Source organism: Burkholderia sp. AU27893, from assembly GCF_002223205.1.
In the GTDB taxonomy this organism is placed as follows: Bacteria; Pseudomonadota; Gammaproteobacteria; order Burkholderiales; family Burkholderiaceae; genus Burkholderia.
Window position 1 is genome coordinate 318,321 of record NZ_NKFD01000001.1, and the last position, 15,137, is coordinate 333,457.

Annotated in this window: 8 protein-coding genes, 6 tRNA genes and 3 rRNA genes; 11 read left to right on the forward strand and 6 right to left on the reverse strand. The window is 60.3% G+C overall.

Features of this window, described 5'->3' with window-relative positions:
• Positions 1-94: 94 nt before the first annotated feature.
• The 5 genes from paaE to paaA are packed head-to-tail and all read right to left on the reverse strand — an operon-like array spanning position 95 to position 3,917.
• Positions 95-1,183, reverse strand: a complete 1,089-nt coding sequence (gene paaE, locus CFB47_RS01445) for a 1,2-phenylacetyl-CoA epoxidase subunit PaaE (RefSeq protein WP_089439021.1) — start codon at positions 1,181-1,183, stop codon at positions 95-97.
• A gap of 5 nt (positions 1,184-1,188) precedes the next feature.
• Positions 1,189-1,749: a 1,2-phenylacetyl-CoA epoxidase subunit PaaD gene (gene paaD / locus CFB47_RS01450; RefSeq protein WP_089439022.1), complete on the reverse strand. Its 561-nt coding sequence runs from the start codon at positions 1,747-1,749 to the stop codon at positions 1,189-1,191.
• Positions 1,750-1,779: 30 nt separating this feature from the next.
• A complete protein-coding gene (gene paaC, locus CFB47_RS01455; protein ID WP_089455431.1) occupies positions 1,780-2,583 on the reverse strand; it encodes a 1,2-phenylacetyl-CoA epoxidase subunit PaaC in 804 nt (267 codons plus the stop codon).
• 10 nt (positions 2,584-2,593) lie between these two features.
• Positions 2,594-2,878 (reverse strand): 1,2-phenylacetyl-CoA epoxidase subunit PaaB, encoded by a 285-nt coding sequence (gene paaB, locus CFB47_RS01460; RefSeq protein WP_089460333.1) that lies wholly within the window; start codon positions 2,876-2,878, stop codon positions 2,594-2,596.
• A 40-nt stretch (positions 2,879-2,918) separates the two neighbouring features.
• The gene (paaA, locus tag CFB47_RS01465; protein ID WP_089460334.1) at positions 2,919-3,917 is read right to left on the reverse strand and encodes a 1,2-phenylacetyl-CoA epoxidase subunit PaaA; all 999 of its coding nucleotides are present in this window, start codon (positions 3,915-3,917) and stop codon (positions 2,919-2,921) included.
• Positions 3,918-4,116: 199 nt separating this feature from the next.
• Between paaA and CFB47_RS01470 the strand changes: the two genes are divergently transcribed.
• The 6 genes from CFB47_RS01470 to rrf all read left to right on the forward strand — a co-directional run bounded on the left by CFB47_RS01470 (position 4,117) and on the right by rrf (position 11,226).
• Positions 4,117-5,385 (forward strand): SGNH/GDSL hydrolase family protein, encoded by a 1,269-nt coding sequence (locus CFB47_RS01470; protein ID WP_089460335.1) that lies wholly within the window; start codon positions 4,117-4,119, stop codon positions 5,383-5,385.
• Positions 5,386-5,950: 565 nt separating this feature from the next.
• A 16S ribosomal RNA gene (locus CFB47_RS01475) occupies positions 5,951-7,483 on the forward strand.
• Between the two features lie 124 nt (positions 7,484-7,607).
• Positions 7,608-7,684: transfer RNA gene (locus tag CFB47_RS01480), tRNA-Ile, on the forward strand.
• Positions 7,685-7,723: 39 nt separating this feature from the next.
• Positions 7,724-7,799: transfer RNA gene (locus CFB47_RS01485), tRNA-Ala, on the forward strand.
• A gap of 279 nt (positions 7,800-8,078) precedes the next feature.
• Positions 8,079-10,960 (forward strand): 23S ribosomal RNA (locus tag CFB47_RS01495).
• A gap of 153 nt (positions 10,961-11,113) precedes the next feature.
• Positions 11,114-11,226: ribosomal RNA gene (rrf, locus tag CFB47_RS01500) — 5S ribosomal RNA — on the forward strand.
• The 16S, 23S and 5S rRNA genes sit together here with 2 tRNA genes alongside, the layout of an rRNA operon.
• Positions 11,227-11,957: 731 nt before the next feature.
• Here the strand turns inward: rrf and CFB47_RS40120 are convergent.
• Entirely contained in the window at positions 11,958-12,254 is a 297-nt protein-coding gene (locus CFB47_RS40120) for a hypothetical protein (RefSeq protein WP_143330788.1), read from the reverse strand.
• 1,161 nt (positions 12,255-13,415) lie between these two features.
• Here CFB47_RS40120 and CFB47_RS01505 point away from each other — a divergent pair.
• From CFB47_RS01505 to CFB47_RS01525, 5 genes are all read left to right on the forward strand, one after another.
• Positions 13,416-13,501, forward strand: a tRNA-Tyr gene (locus tag CFB47_RS01505).
• 44 nt (positions 13,502-13,545) lie between these two features.
• Positions 13,546-13,619: transfer RNA gene (locus tag CFB47_RS01510), tRNA-Gly, on the forward strand.
• A 24-nt stretch (positions 13,620-13,643) separates the two neighbouring features.
• Positions 13,644-13,718: transfer RNA gene (locus CFB47_RS01515), tRNA-Thr, on the forward strand.
• A 66-nt stretch (positions 13,719-13,784) separates the two neighbouring features.
• The gene (gene tuf, locus CFB47_RS01520; RefSeq protein ID WP_011350666.1) at positions 13,785-14,975 is read left to right on the forward strand and encodes an elongation factor Tu; all 1,191 of its coding nucleotides are present in this window, start codon (positions 13,785-13,787) and stop codon (positions 14,973-14,975) included.
• Between the two features lie 59 nt (positions 14,976-15,034).
• Positions 15,035-15,110 (forward strand) — tRNA-Trp (locus CFB47_RS01525).
• Positions 15,111-15,137: the final 27 nt, after the last annotated feature.

Consider the following 15,137-nt stretch of genomic DNA (forward strand, 5'->3'; position numbering starts at 1 on the left):
AGCGGACGTTGCGATGTCCAGCCGGCCGGCGGCCCCTAGTGTAAGCGAGATGTGTGACGGCGAGAAACCGTCCGGCGCCGCGACGCGACGTCGCTCAACGCTCGTCGTAGCTCACGACGACCTTGTCGCTGACCGGGTGGCACTGGCACGTGAGCACGAAGCCGTCCTTCACTTCATGCTCTTCGAGCGTGTAGTTCTTCTCCATCCGCACTTCGCCCTCGAGCACCTTCGCGCGGCACGTGCAGCACACACCGCCCTTGCACGCGTACGGCAGCGCGAGGCCCGCGCGCAGGCCGATGTCGAGCAGGCTCACGCCTTCGTACGGCAGGCGCAGCTTGCGTTTCTTGCCGTCGAGCACGATTTCGAGGTCGGCGGCCGGGGTCTGGTCGGTGATTTCGACGATCGGCGCGCCGGCCTGCGGCAACGGTGTGCCGAAGCGCTCGACGTGCACCTTCGCCTGCGGCACGCCGGCAGCCTTCAGCGCGGCCTCGGCTGCATCCATCATCGGCGCGGGGCCGCAGATGAATGCCTCGTCGATCGCGTCGGCCGGCATCAGCGTGTCGAGGAATTCCGCGCATTTCGCCTGGTCGAGCACGCCGTTGAACAGCGCGACGTCCTGCTGGTCGTCCGACAGCACGTGATAGAGGACGAAGCGGTTCATGTAGCGGTTCTTCAGGTCCTCGAGCTCCTCCGCGAACATGATCGCGTCGACGCTGCGGTTGCCGTAGATCAGCGTGAACGTGCTGCGCGGCTCGAGTTCGAGCGTCGTCTTCACGATCGCGAGCACCGGCGTGATGCCGGAGCCGCCGGAAAACGCGACGTACTGCTTGCCGTGATCGGCGTTCAGGTGCGTGAAGAAACGGCCGTCCGGCGTCATCACGTCGATCGTGTGCCCCGGCTTGAGCGAGTCGAACGCGAAGTTCGAGAAGCGGCCGCCGCGCACCCGCTTGATGCCGATGCGCAGTTCGCCGTCACGATCGTAGTCCGTCGTGCCGACGCAGATCGAATACGAGCGGCGCGTTTCCTCGCCGTCGATGTGGGTCTTCAGCGTGACGAACTGGCCCTGCGTGAAGCGGTACGCATCGCGCAGCTCGGGCGGCACGTCGAAGGAGACGGTGACGGCGTCGGCGGTCTCGGGCCGCACGTCGCGGATACGCAGCGGATGAAATTGCGGGGTCGCCATATCGATTAATAAGGTTTGAAGTAGTCGAAGGGTTCGCGGCAGTCGACGCAGCGATACAGCGCCTTGCAGGCCGTGGACGCGAATTGCGCGAGACGCTCGGTACGGGCGGAGCCGCAGCGCGGGCATGCGGGGGCCGCGACCGGTCGCGGCACGAAGCGCACGACGTTTTCCCGCGGCGCGGCGGTGCCGCACTGTCCGACCGGCGGCGCGATGCCGTACGCGCGCAGCTTGTCGCGCGCTTCCTGCGTGATCCAGTCGGTCGTCCACGCGGGGGCGAGCACCGTCTCGATCCGGTGCGCCGGGAGGTCCGCGGCCTGCAGCGCGGCAGCGATGTCCTCCGCGATCTGCGACATGGCCGGGCAACCCGAGTAGGTCGGCGTGATGACGACCTCGAGCTGGCCGTCGTCCGCGCGGCGGACGTCGCGCAGGATGCCGAGCTCGCGGATCGACACGACCGGGATCTCGGGATCGGGCACGGCTTCGAGCACGTCCCATGCACGGGCGAGCAACGGGTCGGCGTGGCGCGCGACGGGATCGGCGTTAGCGGGGGCGGTCTGGACGGACATCGTCGGGCTCCGTTGGGCGGGGGCGGCCGGTTACCAGCTCGCGCCGGGATGCTGGCGTGCGAGGCTCTGCAGTTCCGCGAGCAGGTAGCCCATGTGCTCCGAGTGCTCGCCCTGCTTGCCGGTCGTCACATGCTGCACGGGGGCCGGCAGCGTGAGCGTCGCTTCCGCGAGCGCGTCGTCCACGTCCGCGCGCCATGCTGCTTCGAGCGTGGCCGGTGCGGGGGCGATGCCCGCGGCGGCGACCGCGTCGTCGATTGCATCGGCAGCGAAGAATTCGCGCGTGTACGGCGTCAGGTAGTCGAGCGCGTTCTGCGCGCGGCGGTGCGATTCGTCGGTGCCGTCACCGAGGCGAACCAGCCACTCGCGTGCATGCTGCACGTGATAGCGGGTTTCCTTTACCGATTTCGCGGCGATCGCGGCGAGCTGCGGGTCGGTCGACGTTTCGAGCGCGGTCCACACGTGCAGCATCAGCGCCGAGTACAGGAAGTTGCGCACGATCGTCACCGCGTAATCGTTGTCGGCGCGCGCGGTGCCGGCGATCGGGCCATAGTGCGGCAGCTCGGCGAGCGTGAAGTTCGCGAACTCGCGCTCGGTGCGAAAGTACGCGTAGTCGTCTTCGGTCTTCGTCGCGCCGGTGAGCTGGCGCTCGAGTTCGGCCGCGTGCGTATACAGCATGCGCGCCTGGCCGATGAGGTCGAGGCTCATGTTGGTGAGCGCGATGTCTTCCTCGAGGATCGGGCCGTGGCCGCACCATTCGGCGTTGCGCTGACCGAGGATCAGCGTGTTGTCCGCGAGGCGCAGCACATAGGAGAGGTGTTCGGGCGTGATCGTCATGGCGCGGGCGTTACATGTGGTTGACTTCGTCGGGCAGCGTGTAGAACGTCGGGTGACGGTAGATCTTGTCGCCCGCCGGTTCGAACAGCTCCGCCTTCTCCTTCGGATCGGACGCGGTAATGGCCGCCGACGGCACCACCCAGATGCTCACGCCTTCCTGGCGGCGCGTGTAGACGTCGCGCGCCATGCGCAGCGCCATCGATGCGTCGGCGGCGTGCAGGCTGCCGCAATGCTTGTGGTCGAGCCCCTGCTTGCTGCGCACGAACACTTCCCAGATCGGCCATTCCTTGTTCATCACTTTCTCCTCAATCCTGAATTCGATGGTGTGCCGCCGCTCAGGCAGCGTGCTGTTCGGCGCGGGCGCGGCGCTTGGCTTCGTGGGCGAGTGCGGCTTCGCGCACCCATGCGCCGTCCCCGTGCGCTTTCACGCGGGTCGCGAGGCGTTCCTTGTTGCACGGGCCGTCGCCGTTGACCACGCGCCAGAATTCGTCCCAGTCGATCGTGCCGTAGTCGTGATGGCCGCGCGCCTCGTTCCACTTCAGGTCGGGGTCGGGCAGCGTCACGCCGAGCACCTTCGCCTGGTCGACCGTCGCGTCGACGAACTTCTGCCGCAGATCGTCGTTCGAGATCCGCTTGATGCCCCATTTCGCGGACTGGTTGCTGTGGACCGAATCGGCGTCGCTCGGGCCGAACATCATCAGCACCGGCCACCACCACCGGTTCACGGCCTGCTGGACCATTGCGCGTTGCGCGTCGGTGCCCTTCATCATCGACAGCAGTGCGTCGAAACCCTGGCGCTGGTGGAACGATTCTTCCTTGCACACGCGGATCATGGCGCGCGCGTACGGGCCGTACGTGCAGCGGCACAGCGGAATCTGGTTCATGATCGCGGCGCCGTCGACGAGCCAGCCGATCACGCCGACGTCGGCCCAGGTGGGCGTCGGGTAGTTGAAGATGCTCGAGTATTTCGCCTTGCCGGCGAGCAGTGCGTCGATCAGCGAATCGCGCGACACGCCGAGCGTTTCGGCCGCGCTATAAAGATAGAGGCCGTGACCGGCTTCGTCCTGGACCTTCGCGAGCAGGATCGCCTTGCGCTTCAGGCTCGGTGCGCGCGAGATCCAGTTGCCTTCGGGCAGCATGCCCACGACTTCCGAATGCGCGTGCTGCGAGATCTGGCGAACCAGCGTCTTGCGATAGGCATCGGGCATCCAGTCCTGCGGTTCGATCTTGCCGTCGGCGGCCATGACCGCATCGAACCGCGCCTGCTCGGGCGACTCGGCTGCGGCGTCGAGCGGCGCGACGTTGCCTGGGATGTCGAGGGATTGCGTGTACATGGCGAAGCTCTCGTCCGGTTGAATGTGTGCGAAGTATAAACCAACCGACCGGTCGGTTAATATATTTCTTGCGGATTTGCGGCAAGACTCGGGTAAACGAGGGACGTCGGGGCGCGATCGGGCGGCGTGACGGTGATCCGGGGCGTGGGGTTCGCGTCTTCTGCGGCACAATGCCCGCTTTCAGACGAGGATTTTGCCGATGTCATTTCGAAGCAGTATCGCCGCGGCCGTGCTGGGCGCGGCCGTCTTTGTCTCGCCGCTCGCGGCGTCGGCCTCGGCCGCGCCGGCCGGATGGGTGGCGGCGTGGGCGACCGCGCTGCAGCCGATCCCCGACCTGGCCGCACCGCCGCCGCTCTATCGCGCACCCGACGTGTCCGGACGGGCCGTGCGCCAGATCGTCTACCCGACGGTGTCGGGGCGTGCCGCGCGGATCCGCGTCAGCAATGCCTACGGACGTGCACCGCTGGTCGTCGAGGCGGCGAGCCTCGCGCGCGCCGGTGAAGGGGCGGCGCTGGCTGGTGCCGCGGCGCCGGTCCGGTTCGGCGGCAAGGCGTCGGTGACGCTGGCGCCAGGCCAGGAACTTGAAAGCGATCCGGTGGCGATCGATGTGGCGGCCGGGCGGCCGTATGCGATCAGCCTCCAGATGGGGGCGAACCAGCGGATGACGGTCTGGCACCGCGTGTCGAACCAGTTCAATTACGTGTCTGCACCGGGTGATCACGTGAGTGATCCGGGCGCCGCCGCGTTTCGCACCCGATTTACCCAATACGCATGGGTGAGCGAGCTCGCGGTCGAGGCCGGTTCAGCGCGCGCCAGCGTAGCGGCGATCGGCGATTCGATCACCGACGGACTGCGCTCGAGCGTGAACCGGAATCACCGCTGGCCGGATGCGCTCGCGCGTCGGCTGACTGCCACCGGCGTGGAGTCGATCGGTGTCGCGAATCTTGGTATCAGCGGGAATCGGCTGCTCAGCGATTCGGCTTGCTATGGCACGTCGCTGGCGTCGCGGTTCGAGCGCGATGCGCTGTCGCGCGCAGGTGTGAAGGCCGCGATCGTGCTGATCGGTATCAACGACATCAATTTTGCGGCGATGCCGCCGCACGCGGGGCTCGATTGCGACCACCCGCATACGCAGGTCACGGCTGCATCCTTGATCGACGGCTACCGCCGGCTGATCGAAGCGGCGCACCGTCAGGGCGTGAAGGTCTTCGGCGCGACGCTGACGCCGGCTGGGCTACCGGCGGGGCGCGAGGCGATCCGGCTCGAGGTGAACCGGTGGATCCGGAGCGGTAGCGGGTTCGATGGCGTGGTCGACTTCGATGCTGTGCTGCGCGATCCGGCGCGCCCGAGCGTGCTGCAGCGCCGATACGATAGCGGGGACGGTATTCATCCGAGCGACGCCGGCTACACGGCGATGGCCGACGCGGTGCCGGTCGAGCAACTGCAGGCTGCGGTGGTCGGCAAGTGACGCGTCTCTATATATAGAGGGAAGTGTTGCCGGCAACGCGTAGGTCAGCGGCACCCCTTGGCCCGTCGAGCCCGAAGCCCCCGTGCGCGTCGGCGCACGGGGGCTTTTTCAAAATATTTTCACAAAGGGCTTGCGTAGACGGGGGTGGGTGCTTAGAATCACGCCTCTTTCGCGCTAACGGAAACGCGGCGCGGGAGAAGGGAAGCAGGGCGGGTGGTGCGCAGCAGTCTGGAGCGCGCCACTGGCCTGGAAGTTGAGCCCCGCAGTCGCAACGATGGTGTTAAAAAGTTGTTGACGAACTGCGAAACACGGTTCATAATCTCGCTTCTCTGCTGCTGAAAACGCAGCGCTGCCGGGAAACACGAAGTTCCTCGCAGAATGCTCTTTAAAAATTAACAGCCGATAAGTGTGGGCGCTTGATGAAAGCGAGCTGATCCTCGGATCAGATAGCGAAAGTATCAAGAGTCTCACACTAAAGTAAGTCAGGTTTATGAAGTGATTCATATTCCTGTCAGCTTTGAGTGAGCGACCGGTTCTTAACCGAACCGAAAACAGTAACAGGTTTAAACTGAAGAGTTTGATCCTGGCTCAGATTGAACGCTGGCGGCATGCCTTACACATGCAAGTCGAACGGCAGCACGGGTGCTTGCACCTGGTGGCGAGTGGCGAACGGGTGAGTAATACATCGGAACATGTCCTGTAGTGGGGGATAGCCCGGCGAAAGCCGGATTAATACCGCATACGATCTACGGATGAAAGCGGGGGACCTTCGGGCCTCGCGCTATAGGGTTGGCCGATGGCTGATTAGCTAGTTGGTGGGGTAAAGGCCTACCAAGGCGACGATCAGTAGCTGGTCTGAGAGGACGACCAGCCACACTGGGACTGAGACACGGCCCAGACTCCTACGGGAGGCAGCAGTGGGGAATTTTGGACAATGGGCGAAAGCCTGATCCAGCAATGCCGCGTGTGTGAAGAAGGCCTTCGGGTTGTAAAGCACTTTTGTCCGGAAAGAAATCCTTGGCTCTAATACAGTCGGGGGATGACGGTACCGGAAGAATAAGCACCGGCTAACTACGTGCCAGCAGCCGCGGTAATACGTAGGGTGCGAGCGTTAATCGGAATTACTGGGCGTAAAGCGTGCGCAGGCGGTTTGCTAAGACCGATGTGAAATCCCCGGGCTCAACCTGGGAACTGCATTGGTGACTGGCAGGCTAGAGTATGGCAGAGGGGGGTAGAATTCCACGTGTAGCAGTGAAATGCGTAGAGATGTGGAGGAATACCGATGGCGAAGGCAGCCCCCTGGGCCAATACTGACGCTCATGCACGAAAGCGTGGGGAGCAAACAGGATTAGATACCCTGGTAGTCCACGCCCTAAACGATGTCAACTAGTTGTTGGGGATTCATTTCCTTAGTAACGTAGCTAACGCGTGAAGTTGACCGCCTGGGGAGTACGGTCGCAAGATTAAAACTCAAAGGAATTGACGGGGACCCGCACAAGCGGTGGATGATGTGGATTAATTCGATGCAACGCGAAAAACCTTACCTACCCTTGACATGGTCGGAATCCTGCTGAGAGGCGGGAGTGCTCGAAAGAGAACCGGCGCACAGGTGCTGCATGGCTGTCGTCAGCTCGTGTCGTGAGATGTTGGGTTAAGTCCCGCAACGAGCGCAACCCTTGTCCTTAGTTGCTACGCAAGAGCACTCTAAGGAGACTGCCGGTGACAAACCGGAGGAAGGTGGGGATGACGTCAAGTCCTCATGGCCCTTATGGGTAGGGCTTCACACGTCATACAATGGTCGGAACAGAGGGTTGCCAACCCGCGAGGGGGAGCTAATCCCAGAAAACCGATCGTAGTCCGGATTGCACTCTGCAACTCGAGTGCATGAAGCTGGAATCGCTAGTAATCGCGGATCAGCATGCCGCGGTGAATACGTTCCCGGGTCTTGTACACACCGCCCGTCACACCATGGGAGTGGGTTTTACCAGAAGTGGCTAGTCTAACCGCAAGGAGGACGGTCACCACGGTAGGATTCATGACTGGGGTGAAGTCGTAACAAGGTAGCCGTATCGGAAGGTGCGGCTGGATCACCTCCTTTCCAGAGCTGAAGTCGTAACAAGGTAGCCGTATCGGAAGGTGCGGCTGGATCACCTCCTTTCCAGAGCTATCTCGCGAAGTTGAGCGCTCACGCTTATCGGCTGTAAATTTAAAGACAGACTCAGGGGTCTGTAGCTCAGTCGGTTAGAGCACCGTCTTGATAAGGCGGGGGTCGTTGGTTCGAATCCAACCAGACCCACCATTGTCTGGCGGTAGGTACCTGAGGCAAATCTGTACTCATGGGGGCATAGCTCAGCTGGGAGAGCACCTGCTTTGCAAGCAGGGGGTCGTCGGTTCGATCCCGTCTGCCTCCACCAATCACCAACGCCAAGGGCTTGGTTCAGACACTGAACCGAGAATTTTGCATTGGCGATTGAGCCAGTCAGAGGATATCAACAGATATCGGCTGTCGTTCTTTAACAATCTGGAAGAAGCAAGTAATTTGGATAGCGGAAGCGTCTTGAGATGGACGTGAAAACTATCCGGGTTGTGATTGTATCGATGTATCTCAAGATGATTCGAACTCTATGTTCGACTTAAATTGGAATACGGCACAACGCGAGAACTCAACCTGTAACGAGACAGACTCGTTATAGGGTCAAGCGAACAAGTGCATGTGGTGGATGCCTTGGCGATCACAGGCGATGAAGGACGCGGTAGCCTGCGAAAAGCTACGGGGAGCTGGCAAACGAGCTTTGATCCGTAGATGTCCGAATGGGGAAACCCACTCCTTTTGGAGTATCCATGGCTGAATACATAGGCCATGCGAAGCGAACGCGGTGAACTGAAACATCTAAGTAACCGCAGGAAAAGAAATCAACCGAGATTCCCAAAGTAGTGGCGAGCGAAATGGGATGAGCCTTGCACTCTTTATTTGTATTGTTAGCCGAACGCTCTGGAAAGTGCGGCCATAGCAGGTGATAGCCCTGTAGGCGAAAACAGTATGAAAGAACTAGGTGTGCGACAAGTAGGGCGGGACACGTGAAATCCTGTCTGAAGATGGGGGGACCATCCTCCAAGGCTAAATACTCGTGATCGACCGATAGTGAACCAGTACCGTGAGGGAAAGGCGAAAAGAACCCCGGGAGGGGAGTGAAATAGATCCTGAAACCGCATGCATACAAACAGTCGGAGCCTCGTAAGGGGTGACGGCGTACCTTTTGTATAATGGGTCAGCGACTTACGTTCAGTAGCAAGCTTAACCGTATAGGGCAGGCGTAGCGAAAGCGAGTCCGAATAGGGCGTTCAGTTGCTGGGCGTAGACCCGAAACCAAGTGATCTATCCATGGCCAGGATGAAGGTGCGGTAACACGTACTGGAGGTCCGAACCCACTAACGTTGAAAAGTTAGGGGATGAGCTGTGGATAGGGGTGAAAGGCTAAACAAACTTGGAAATAGCTGGTTCTCTCCGAAAACTATTTAGGTAGTGCCTCGTGTCTCACCTTCGGGGGTAGAGCACTGTCATGGTTGGGGGGTCTATTGCAGATTACCCCGCCATAGCAAACTCCGAATACCGAAGAGTGCAATCACGGGAGACAGACATCGGGTGCTAACGTCCGGTGTCAAGAGGGAAACAACCCAGACCGCCAGCTAAGGTCCCCAAATATAGCTAAGTGGGAAACGAAGTGGGAAGGCTAAAACAGTCAGGAGGTTGGCTTAGAAGCAGCCACCCTTTAAAGAAAGCGTAATAGCTCACTGATCGAGTCGTCCTGCGCGGAAGATGTAACGGGGCTAAGCTATATACCGAAGCTGCGGATGCGTGCTTTGCACGCATGGTAGGAGAGCGTTCCGTAAGCCTGCGAAGGTGCGTTGAAAAGCGTGCTGGAGGTATCGGAAGTGCGAATGCTGACATGAGTAGCGATAAAGGGGGTGAAAGGCCCCCTCGCCGTAAGCCCAAGGTTTCCTACGCAACGTTCATCGGCGTAGGGTGAGTCGGCCCCTAAGGCGAGGCAGAAATGCGTAGCTGATGGGAAGCAGGTCAATATTCCTGCACCATTGTTAGATGCGATGGGGGGACGGATCGCGGAAGGTTGTCCGGGTGTTGGAAGTCCCGGTCGCTGCATTGGAGAAGGCGCTTAGGCAAATCCGGGCGCGTAATTCAAGGGTGTGGCGCGAGCTCCTTAGGGAGCGAAGCAATTGGAAGTGGTTCCAAGAAAAGCCTCTAAGCTTCAGTCTAACGATGACCGTACCGCAAACCGACACAGGTGGGCGAGATGAGTATTCTAAGGCGCTTGAGAGAACTCGGGAGAAGGAACTCGGCAAATTGGTACCGTAACTTCGGGATAAGGTACGCCCTTGTAGCTTGACTGGCCTGCGCCAGGAGGGTGAAGGGGTTGCAATAAACTGGTGGCTGCGACTGTTTAATAAAAACACAGCACTCTGCAAACACGAAAGTGGACGTATAGGGTGTGACGCCTGCCCGGTGCCGGAAGATTAAATGATGGGGTGCAAGCTCTTGATTGAAGTCCCGGTAAACGGCGGCCGTAACTATAACGGTCCTAAGGTAGCGAAATTCCTTGTCGGGTAAGTTCCGACCTGCACGAATGGCGTAACGATGGCCACACTGTCTCCTCCCGAGACTCAGCGAAGTTGAAGTGTTTGTGATGATGCAATCTACCCGCGGCTAGACGGAAAGACCCCATGAACCTTTACTGTAGCTTTGCATTGGACTTTGAACCGATCTGTGTAGGATAGGTGGGAGGCTATGAAACCGGAACGCTAGTTTCGGTGGAGCCGTCCTTGAAATACCACCCTGGTTTGTTTGAGGTTCTAACCTTGGCCCGTGATCCGGGTCGGGGACAGTGCATGGTAGGCAGTTTGACTGGGGCGGTCTCCTCCCAAAGCGTAACGGAGGAGTACGAAGGTACGCTAGGTACGGTCGGAAATCGTGCTGATAGTGCAATGGCATAAGCGTGCTTAACTGCGAGACCGACAAGTCGAGCAGGTGCGAAAGCAGGTCATAGTGATCCGGTGGTTCTGTATGGAAGGGCCATCGCTCAACGGATAAAAGGTACTCTGGGGATAACAGGCTGATACCGCCCAAGAGTTCATATCGACGGCGGTGTTTGGCACCTCGATGTCGGCTCATCTCATCCTGGGGCTGTAGCCGGTCCCAAGGGTATGGCTGTTCGCCATTTAAAGAGGTACGTGAGCTGGGTTTAAAACGTCGTGAGACAGTTTGGTCCCTATCTGCCGTGGGCGTTGGATATTTGAAGGGGGCTGCTCCTAGTACGAGAGGACCGGAGTGGACGAACCTCTGGTGTACCGGTTGTCACGCCAGTGGCATCGCCGGGTAGCTATGTTCGGAAGAGATAACCGCTGAAAGCATCTAAGCGGGAAACTCGCCTTAAGATGAGATATCCCTGGGGACTAGATCCCCTTGAAGGGTCGTTCGAGACCAGGACGTTGATAGGTCAGGTGTGTAAGCGCAGTAATGCGTTCAGCTAACTGATACTAATTGCCCGTAAGGCTTGATCCTATAACAAGTCTGCCTTGTAGATCGGCGCCGTGCCTTGCACGAGCTGCGATCCAAAGCGACAAGTTGGATTCTCGTGTGTGATACACACAACTCAAAATTACTGCTTCTTCCCGGATTGGTTGTGCTGCAAAGCCAGCGCAACAACCCTCTTTGCCTGATGACCATAGCGAGTCGGTCCCACCCCTTCCCATCCCGAACAGGACCGTGAAACGACTCTACGCCGATGATAGTGCGGATTCCCGTGTGAAAGTAGGTAATCGTCAGGCTCCCTAAGCCGAGAACCCCCGCCCGAAAGGCGGGGGTTTTTGCATTGGCGCGGCAGAAATGCATGGGGGCGCGGAGTGGACGGCCTGGCCATATCCAGGCGCCGAATACGTCGATTCAGACACCTGCCGTTTCCGAGAACTCGCAGCGCTGCGCTACTGATCAAGCCGATCGAGTTGGTCCCGCACGGGTAGCTGGCGTCGGCTGAAACCCACATTCAAACATCCATCCTCCTGCTGCTGCCGACGATGGCGGCCAGGCCGAGTAGCGACTCCATCTCGTGTATCTGACTACCGCTCGGGGCAGATTTGAGCGTCGCCGCGGTGCGGCCCGGCGGGGCATCGCCAACTCCTCGATTGCCGATTCTCGGGCGTCGTTCATCGGCGTATCGAGCTCATCCTCGGCCAAAAGTCACTATTGCAATTTCGCGCCTATCAAGTTCGCGGCCCCCGTCACCACAACGAGCCCTCGGCATGCCGGGCAACGGGGCCCTCTATCGGACGTTTGGCAGCGTTCTCGCTGCGCGCGCTGAGTGGCTGATGCCCATCGAGCGGACGAAGTCGAATCGCGCGGTGAATCGCATTGTGTAGCCATCTAGGGTTGTTTATGACTCAATTGATTGCATCTTCGCTCAAGTAGGCTTGAGCGAGGGCACGGGCGCGTGTAAACCACCGGATGGACATGGGCGCTGCTAGCGCGAACCTGCGTCCGCGAGTTCGTCGACCCGATAGCATCAGAAATCCGCGCTGTTCCTTTTGACGAGCACGGGCTGCCCGTCTCGCGCCGCATCGATTTCTTCGATGAGTGAATAGGCCGTGCCGCCAAAGCAGTCTCGCCCATTACCCATAACGCGAAGTGCTTGCCGCCGGCGTCGATGCCGGTCGATCGCACCGTGCATGCGGTACTCGGATCTCGGAGTGCGGAGCCATTGCCCGGCGGAAACCGACGGGTCGTGTTCCTGCCTTGATTTCGGGTTAGCACGACCAACGCCGGGCAGCGAGCGATCGATGTCGAAGACGGGATGTCGCACGCCAGCTTTCCGTCGTCGTCGGATGGATGCGGAGCGGAGAACGCGCCGGCGTCGAATCCTGCGCAGGTACTGGCGTTCAGCTGCACGACGCGGGCATCGTACGGGCATGCGGGATGTCATGCGTATGCCGTGGATTCGCTGCGGTAGGCCAACCAGATGCTGACGTCGGTCGGCTTGCATGATGGCGAAGGAGTGGGTGGCACATTGCAGAATGCTCCCCGAGATCGCGTCGACAAGCCTGCGGGCAGGCCGAGGCGGGACCGCATATCATCGCCGAGTAGTGGCTGCAATGCGTCGCTTCAGGCTGGGCCGCCGGACCCACCTTCTGACGCGCTATCGTCAGCGCCGACGAGGTACGTGGACGCATCGTTGAGCAGCCACACATAGGCGATCGTATCTTGGCTCAGCGGGACGCCCCAACGAAACCGACGTGTGCCGAACCGAGGCACCCGGTATCGAGCGCGGGTTTCAGTCGGTCATATGCGAGGAGCAACGAAGCTGCCGCGCTGCGTCCTGGGGCGTGGCTGTCGGCAGTGCCTGCTGGCGGAGCCTGGTGATCGTGCTCGAGCGACACCAGGCATCCGACGGACCCGCGGCATGCGCGGTCAAAGCCGTGAAGGTCATCGCAAGGGCAAGCAGGCGCATGAGTATCGGAACCGGAGGCGGGCAGCTGGCCTGCGATGGTATCGCGGCCGTGGCTGAAGTCGGCTTGGGTCGGTGTCGCGCCCGCCACTTCCTGTCGGCAGCCGTGGCCGCAGGATCCGATGCAGCTGCTGGAAAACGCCCGAAAGCCTCGACACGTCATCCCCCGCAGGTCCGGTCAGACAACCGGTGAGATTGGAAGCGATATCCCTCAAAGTATCGGGGACACATCACTGCATCCACTCGGCACGAAATTTGCGGAAATTTTTCGTTTACCCGCTTGGCAGAGTGCGTAAGAGGTCGTATGATGGCGGTCTTTCGTTTTCAGCGTAGATGCAAATCGACGCTGGGGGCGGAGTCTGACGAAGATGTGGCATTGATCAGCAGCACCCATGCTTGCCTTAGCCGGGCAAGGGCGGGAGATCGGTGGTCAGGCAGGCGTCGGGAAGAGAGTAAAAATAATCTTCCGGATCCGCTTGACAGAAGTGCGATGCACCCCCATAATCGTCAGTTCTCTACGGAGGGGTGCCCGAGTGGCTAAAGGGGGCAGACTGTAAATCTGTTGGCTTACGCCTACGTTGGTTCGAATCCAACCTCCTCCACCAAGATTATCAGCGCAGTGAGCGGTAAGGAATCGTTTGTGGCCCGTGCGGGTGTAGCTCAATGGTAGAGCAGAAGCCTTCCAAGCTTACGACGAGGGTTCGATTCCCTTCACCCGCTCCAGACCGCGAAGTTGAAGCGTAAAGCGCCCATGTGGCTCAGTGGTAGAGCACTCCCTTGGTAAGGGAGAGGTCGGCAGTTCGATCCTGCCCATGGGCACCAGCAGTAAAAAGTCAGTGTCTTGTTTGCGCGCGGCGCAACCTGTGAAATTCCTTCTGGGAGTCGAAAATGGCCAAGGGTAAATTTGAGCGGACCAAGCCGCACGTGAACGTTGGTACGATTGGTCACGTTGACCACGGCAAGACGACGCTGACGGCAGCGATCACGACGGTTCTGACGAAGAAGTTCGGCGGCGAAGCGAAGGCATACGACCAGATCGACGCGGCACCGGAAGAAAAGGCGCGCGGCATCACGATCAACACGGCACACGTCGAGTACGAAACGGCTAACCGCCACTACGCACACGTCGACTGCCCGGGCCACGCTGACTATGTGAAGAACATGATCACGGGCGCAGCGCAGATGGACGGCGCGATCCTGGTTTGCTCGGCAGCAGACGGCCCGATGCCGCAGACGCGTGAGCACATCCTGCTGGCACGTCAGGTTGGCGTTCCGTACATCATCGTGTTCCTGAACAAGTGCGACATGGTGGACGACGCTGAACTGCTCGAGCTGGTCGAGATGGAAGTTCGCGAACTCCTGTCGAAGTACGACTTCCCGGGCGACGACACGCCGATCGTGAAGGGTTCGGCCAAGCTGGCGCTGGAAGGCGACACGGGCGAGCTGGGTGAAGTGGCGATCATGAGCCTGGCCGACGCGCTGGACACGTACATCCCGACGCCGGAGCGTGCAGTTGACGGCGCGTTCCTGATGCCGGTGGAAGACGTGTTCTCGATCTCGGGTCGTGGCACGGTCGTGACGGGTCGCGTTGAGCGCGGCATCGTGAAGGTCGGCGAAGAAATCGAAATCGTCGGTATCAAGCCGACGGTGAAGACGACCTGCACGGGCGTTGAAATGTTCCGCAAGCTGCTGGACCAAGGTCAGGCAGGCGACAACGTTGGTATCCTGCTGCGCGGCACGAAGCGTGAAGACGTGGAGCGTGGCCAGGTTCTGGCGAAGCCGGGTTCGATCACGCCGCACACGCACTTCACGGCTGAAGTGTACGTGCTGAGCAAGGACGAAGGCGGCCGTCACACGCCGTTCTTCAACAACTACCGTCCGCAGTTCTACTTCCGTACGACGGACGTGACGGGCTCGATCGAGCTGCCGAAGGACAAGGAAATGGTGATGCCGGGCGACAACGTGTCGATCACGGTGAAGCTGATCGCTCCGATCGCGATGGAAGAAGGTCTGCGCTTCGCAATCCGCGAAGGCGGCCGTACGGTCGGCGCCGGCGTCGTCGCCAAGATCATCGAGTAAGCCAGTTATTCGTTGATCGACAGTTTTGGGGCTGGCAACAGCCAGCCCCAGCATGGTTTAGGGGTATAGCTCAACTGGCAGAGCGTCGGTCTCCAAAACCGAAGGTTGGGGGTTCGATTCCCTCTGCCCCTGCCAAAAAATAGCCACGTGTCCTACGTGGCA

Bases quoted from the DNA above. Each gene is read 5' to 3' on its own strand.
- paaE (WP_089439021.1), bottom strand. From the start codon at position 1,183: ATGGCGACCCCGCAATTTCATCCGCTGCGTATCCGCGACGTGCGGCCC.
- paaD (WP_089439022.1), bottom strand. From the start codon at position 1,749: ATGTCCGTCCAGACCGCCCCCGCTAACGCCGATCCCGTCGCGCGCCAC.
- paaC (WP_089455431.1), bottom strand. From the start codon at position 2,583: ATGACGATCACGCCCGAACACCTCTCCTATGTGCTGCGCCTCGCGGAC.
- paaB (WP_089460333.1), bottom strand. From the start codon at position 2,878: ATGAACAAGGAATGGCCGATCTGGGAAGTGTTCGTGCGCAGCAAGCAG.
- paaA (WP_089460334.1), bottom strand. From the start codon at position 3,917: ATGTACACGCAATCCCTCGACATCCCAGGCAACGTCGCGCCGCTCGAC.
- CFB47_RS01470 (WP_089460335.1), top strand. From the start codon at position 4,117: ATGTCATTTCGAAGCAGTATCGCCGCGGCCGTGCTGGGCGCGGCCGTC.
- tuf (WP_011350666.1), top strand. From the start codon at position 13,785: ATGGCCAAGGGTAAATTTGAGCGGACCAAGCCGCACGTGAACGTTGGT.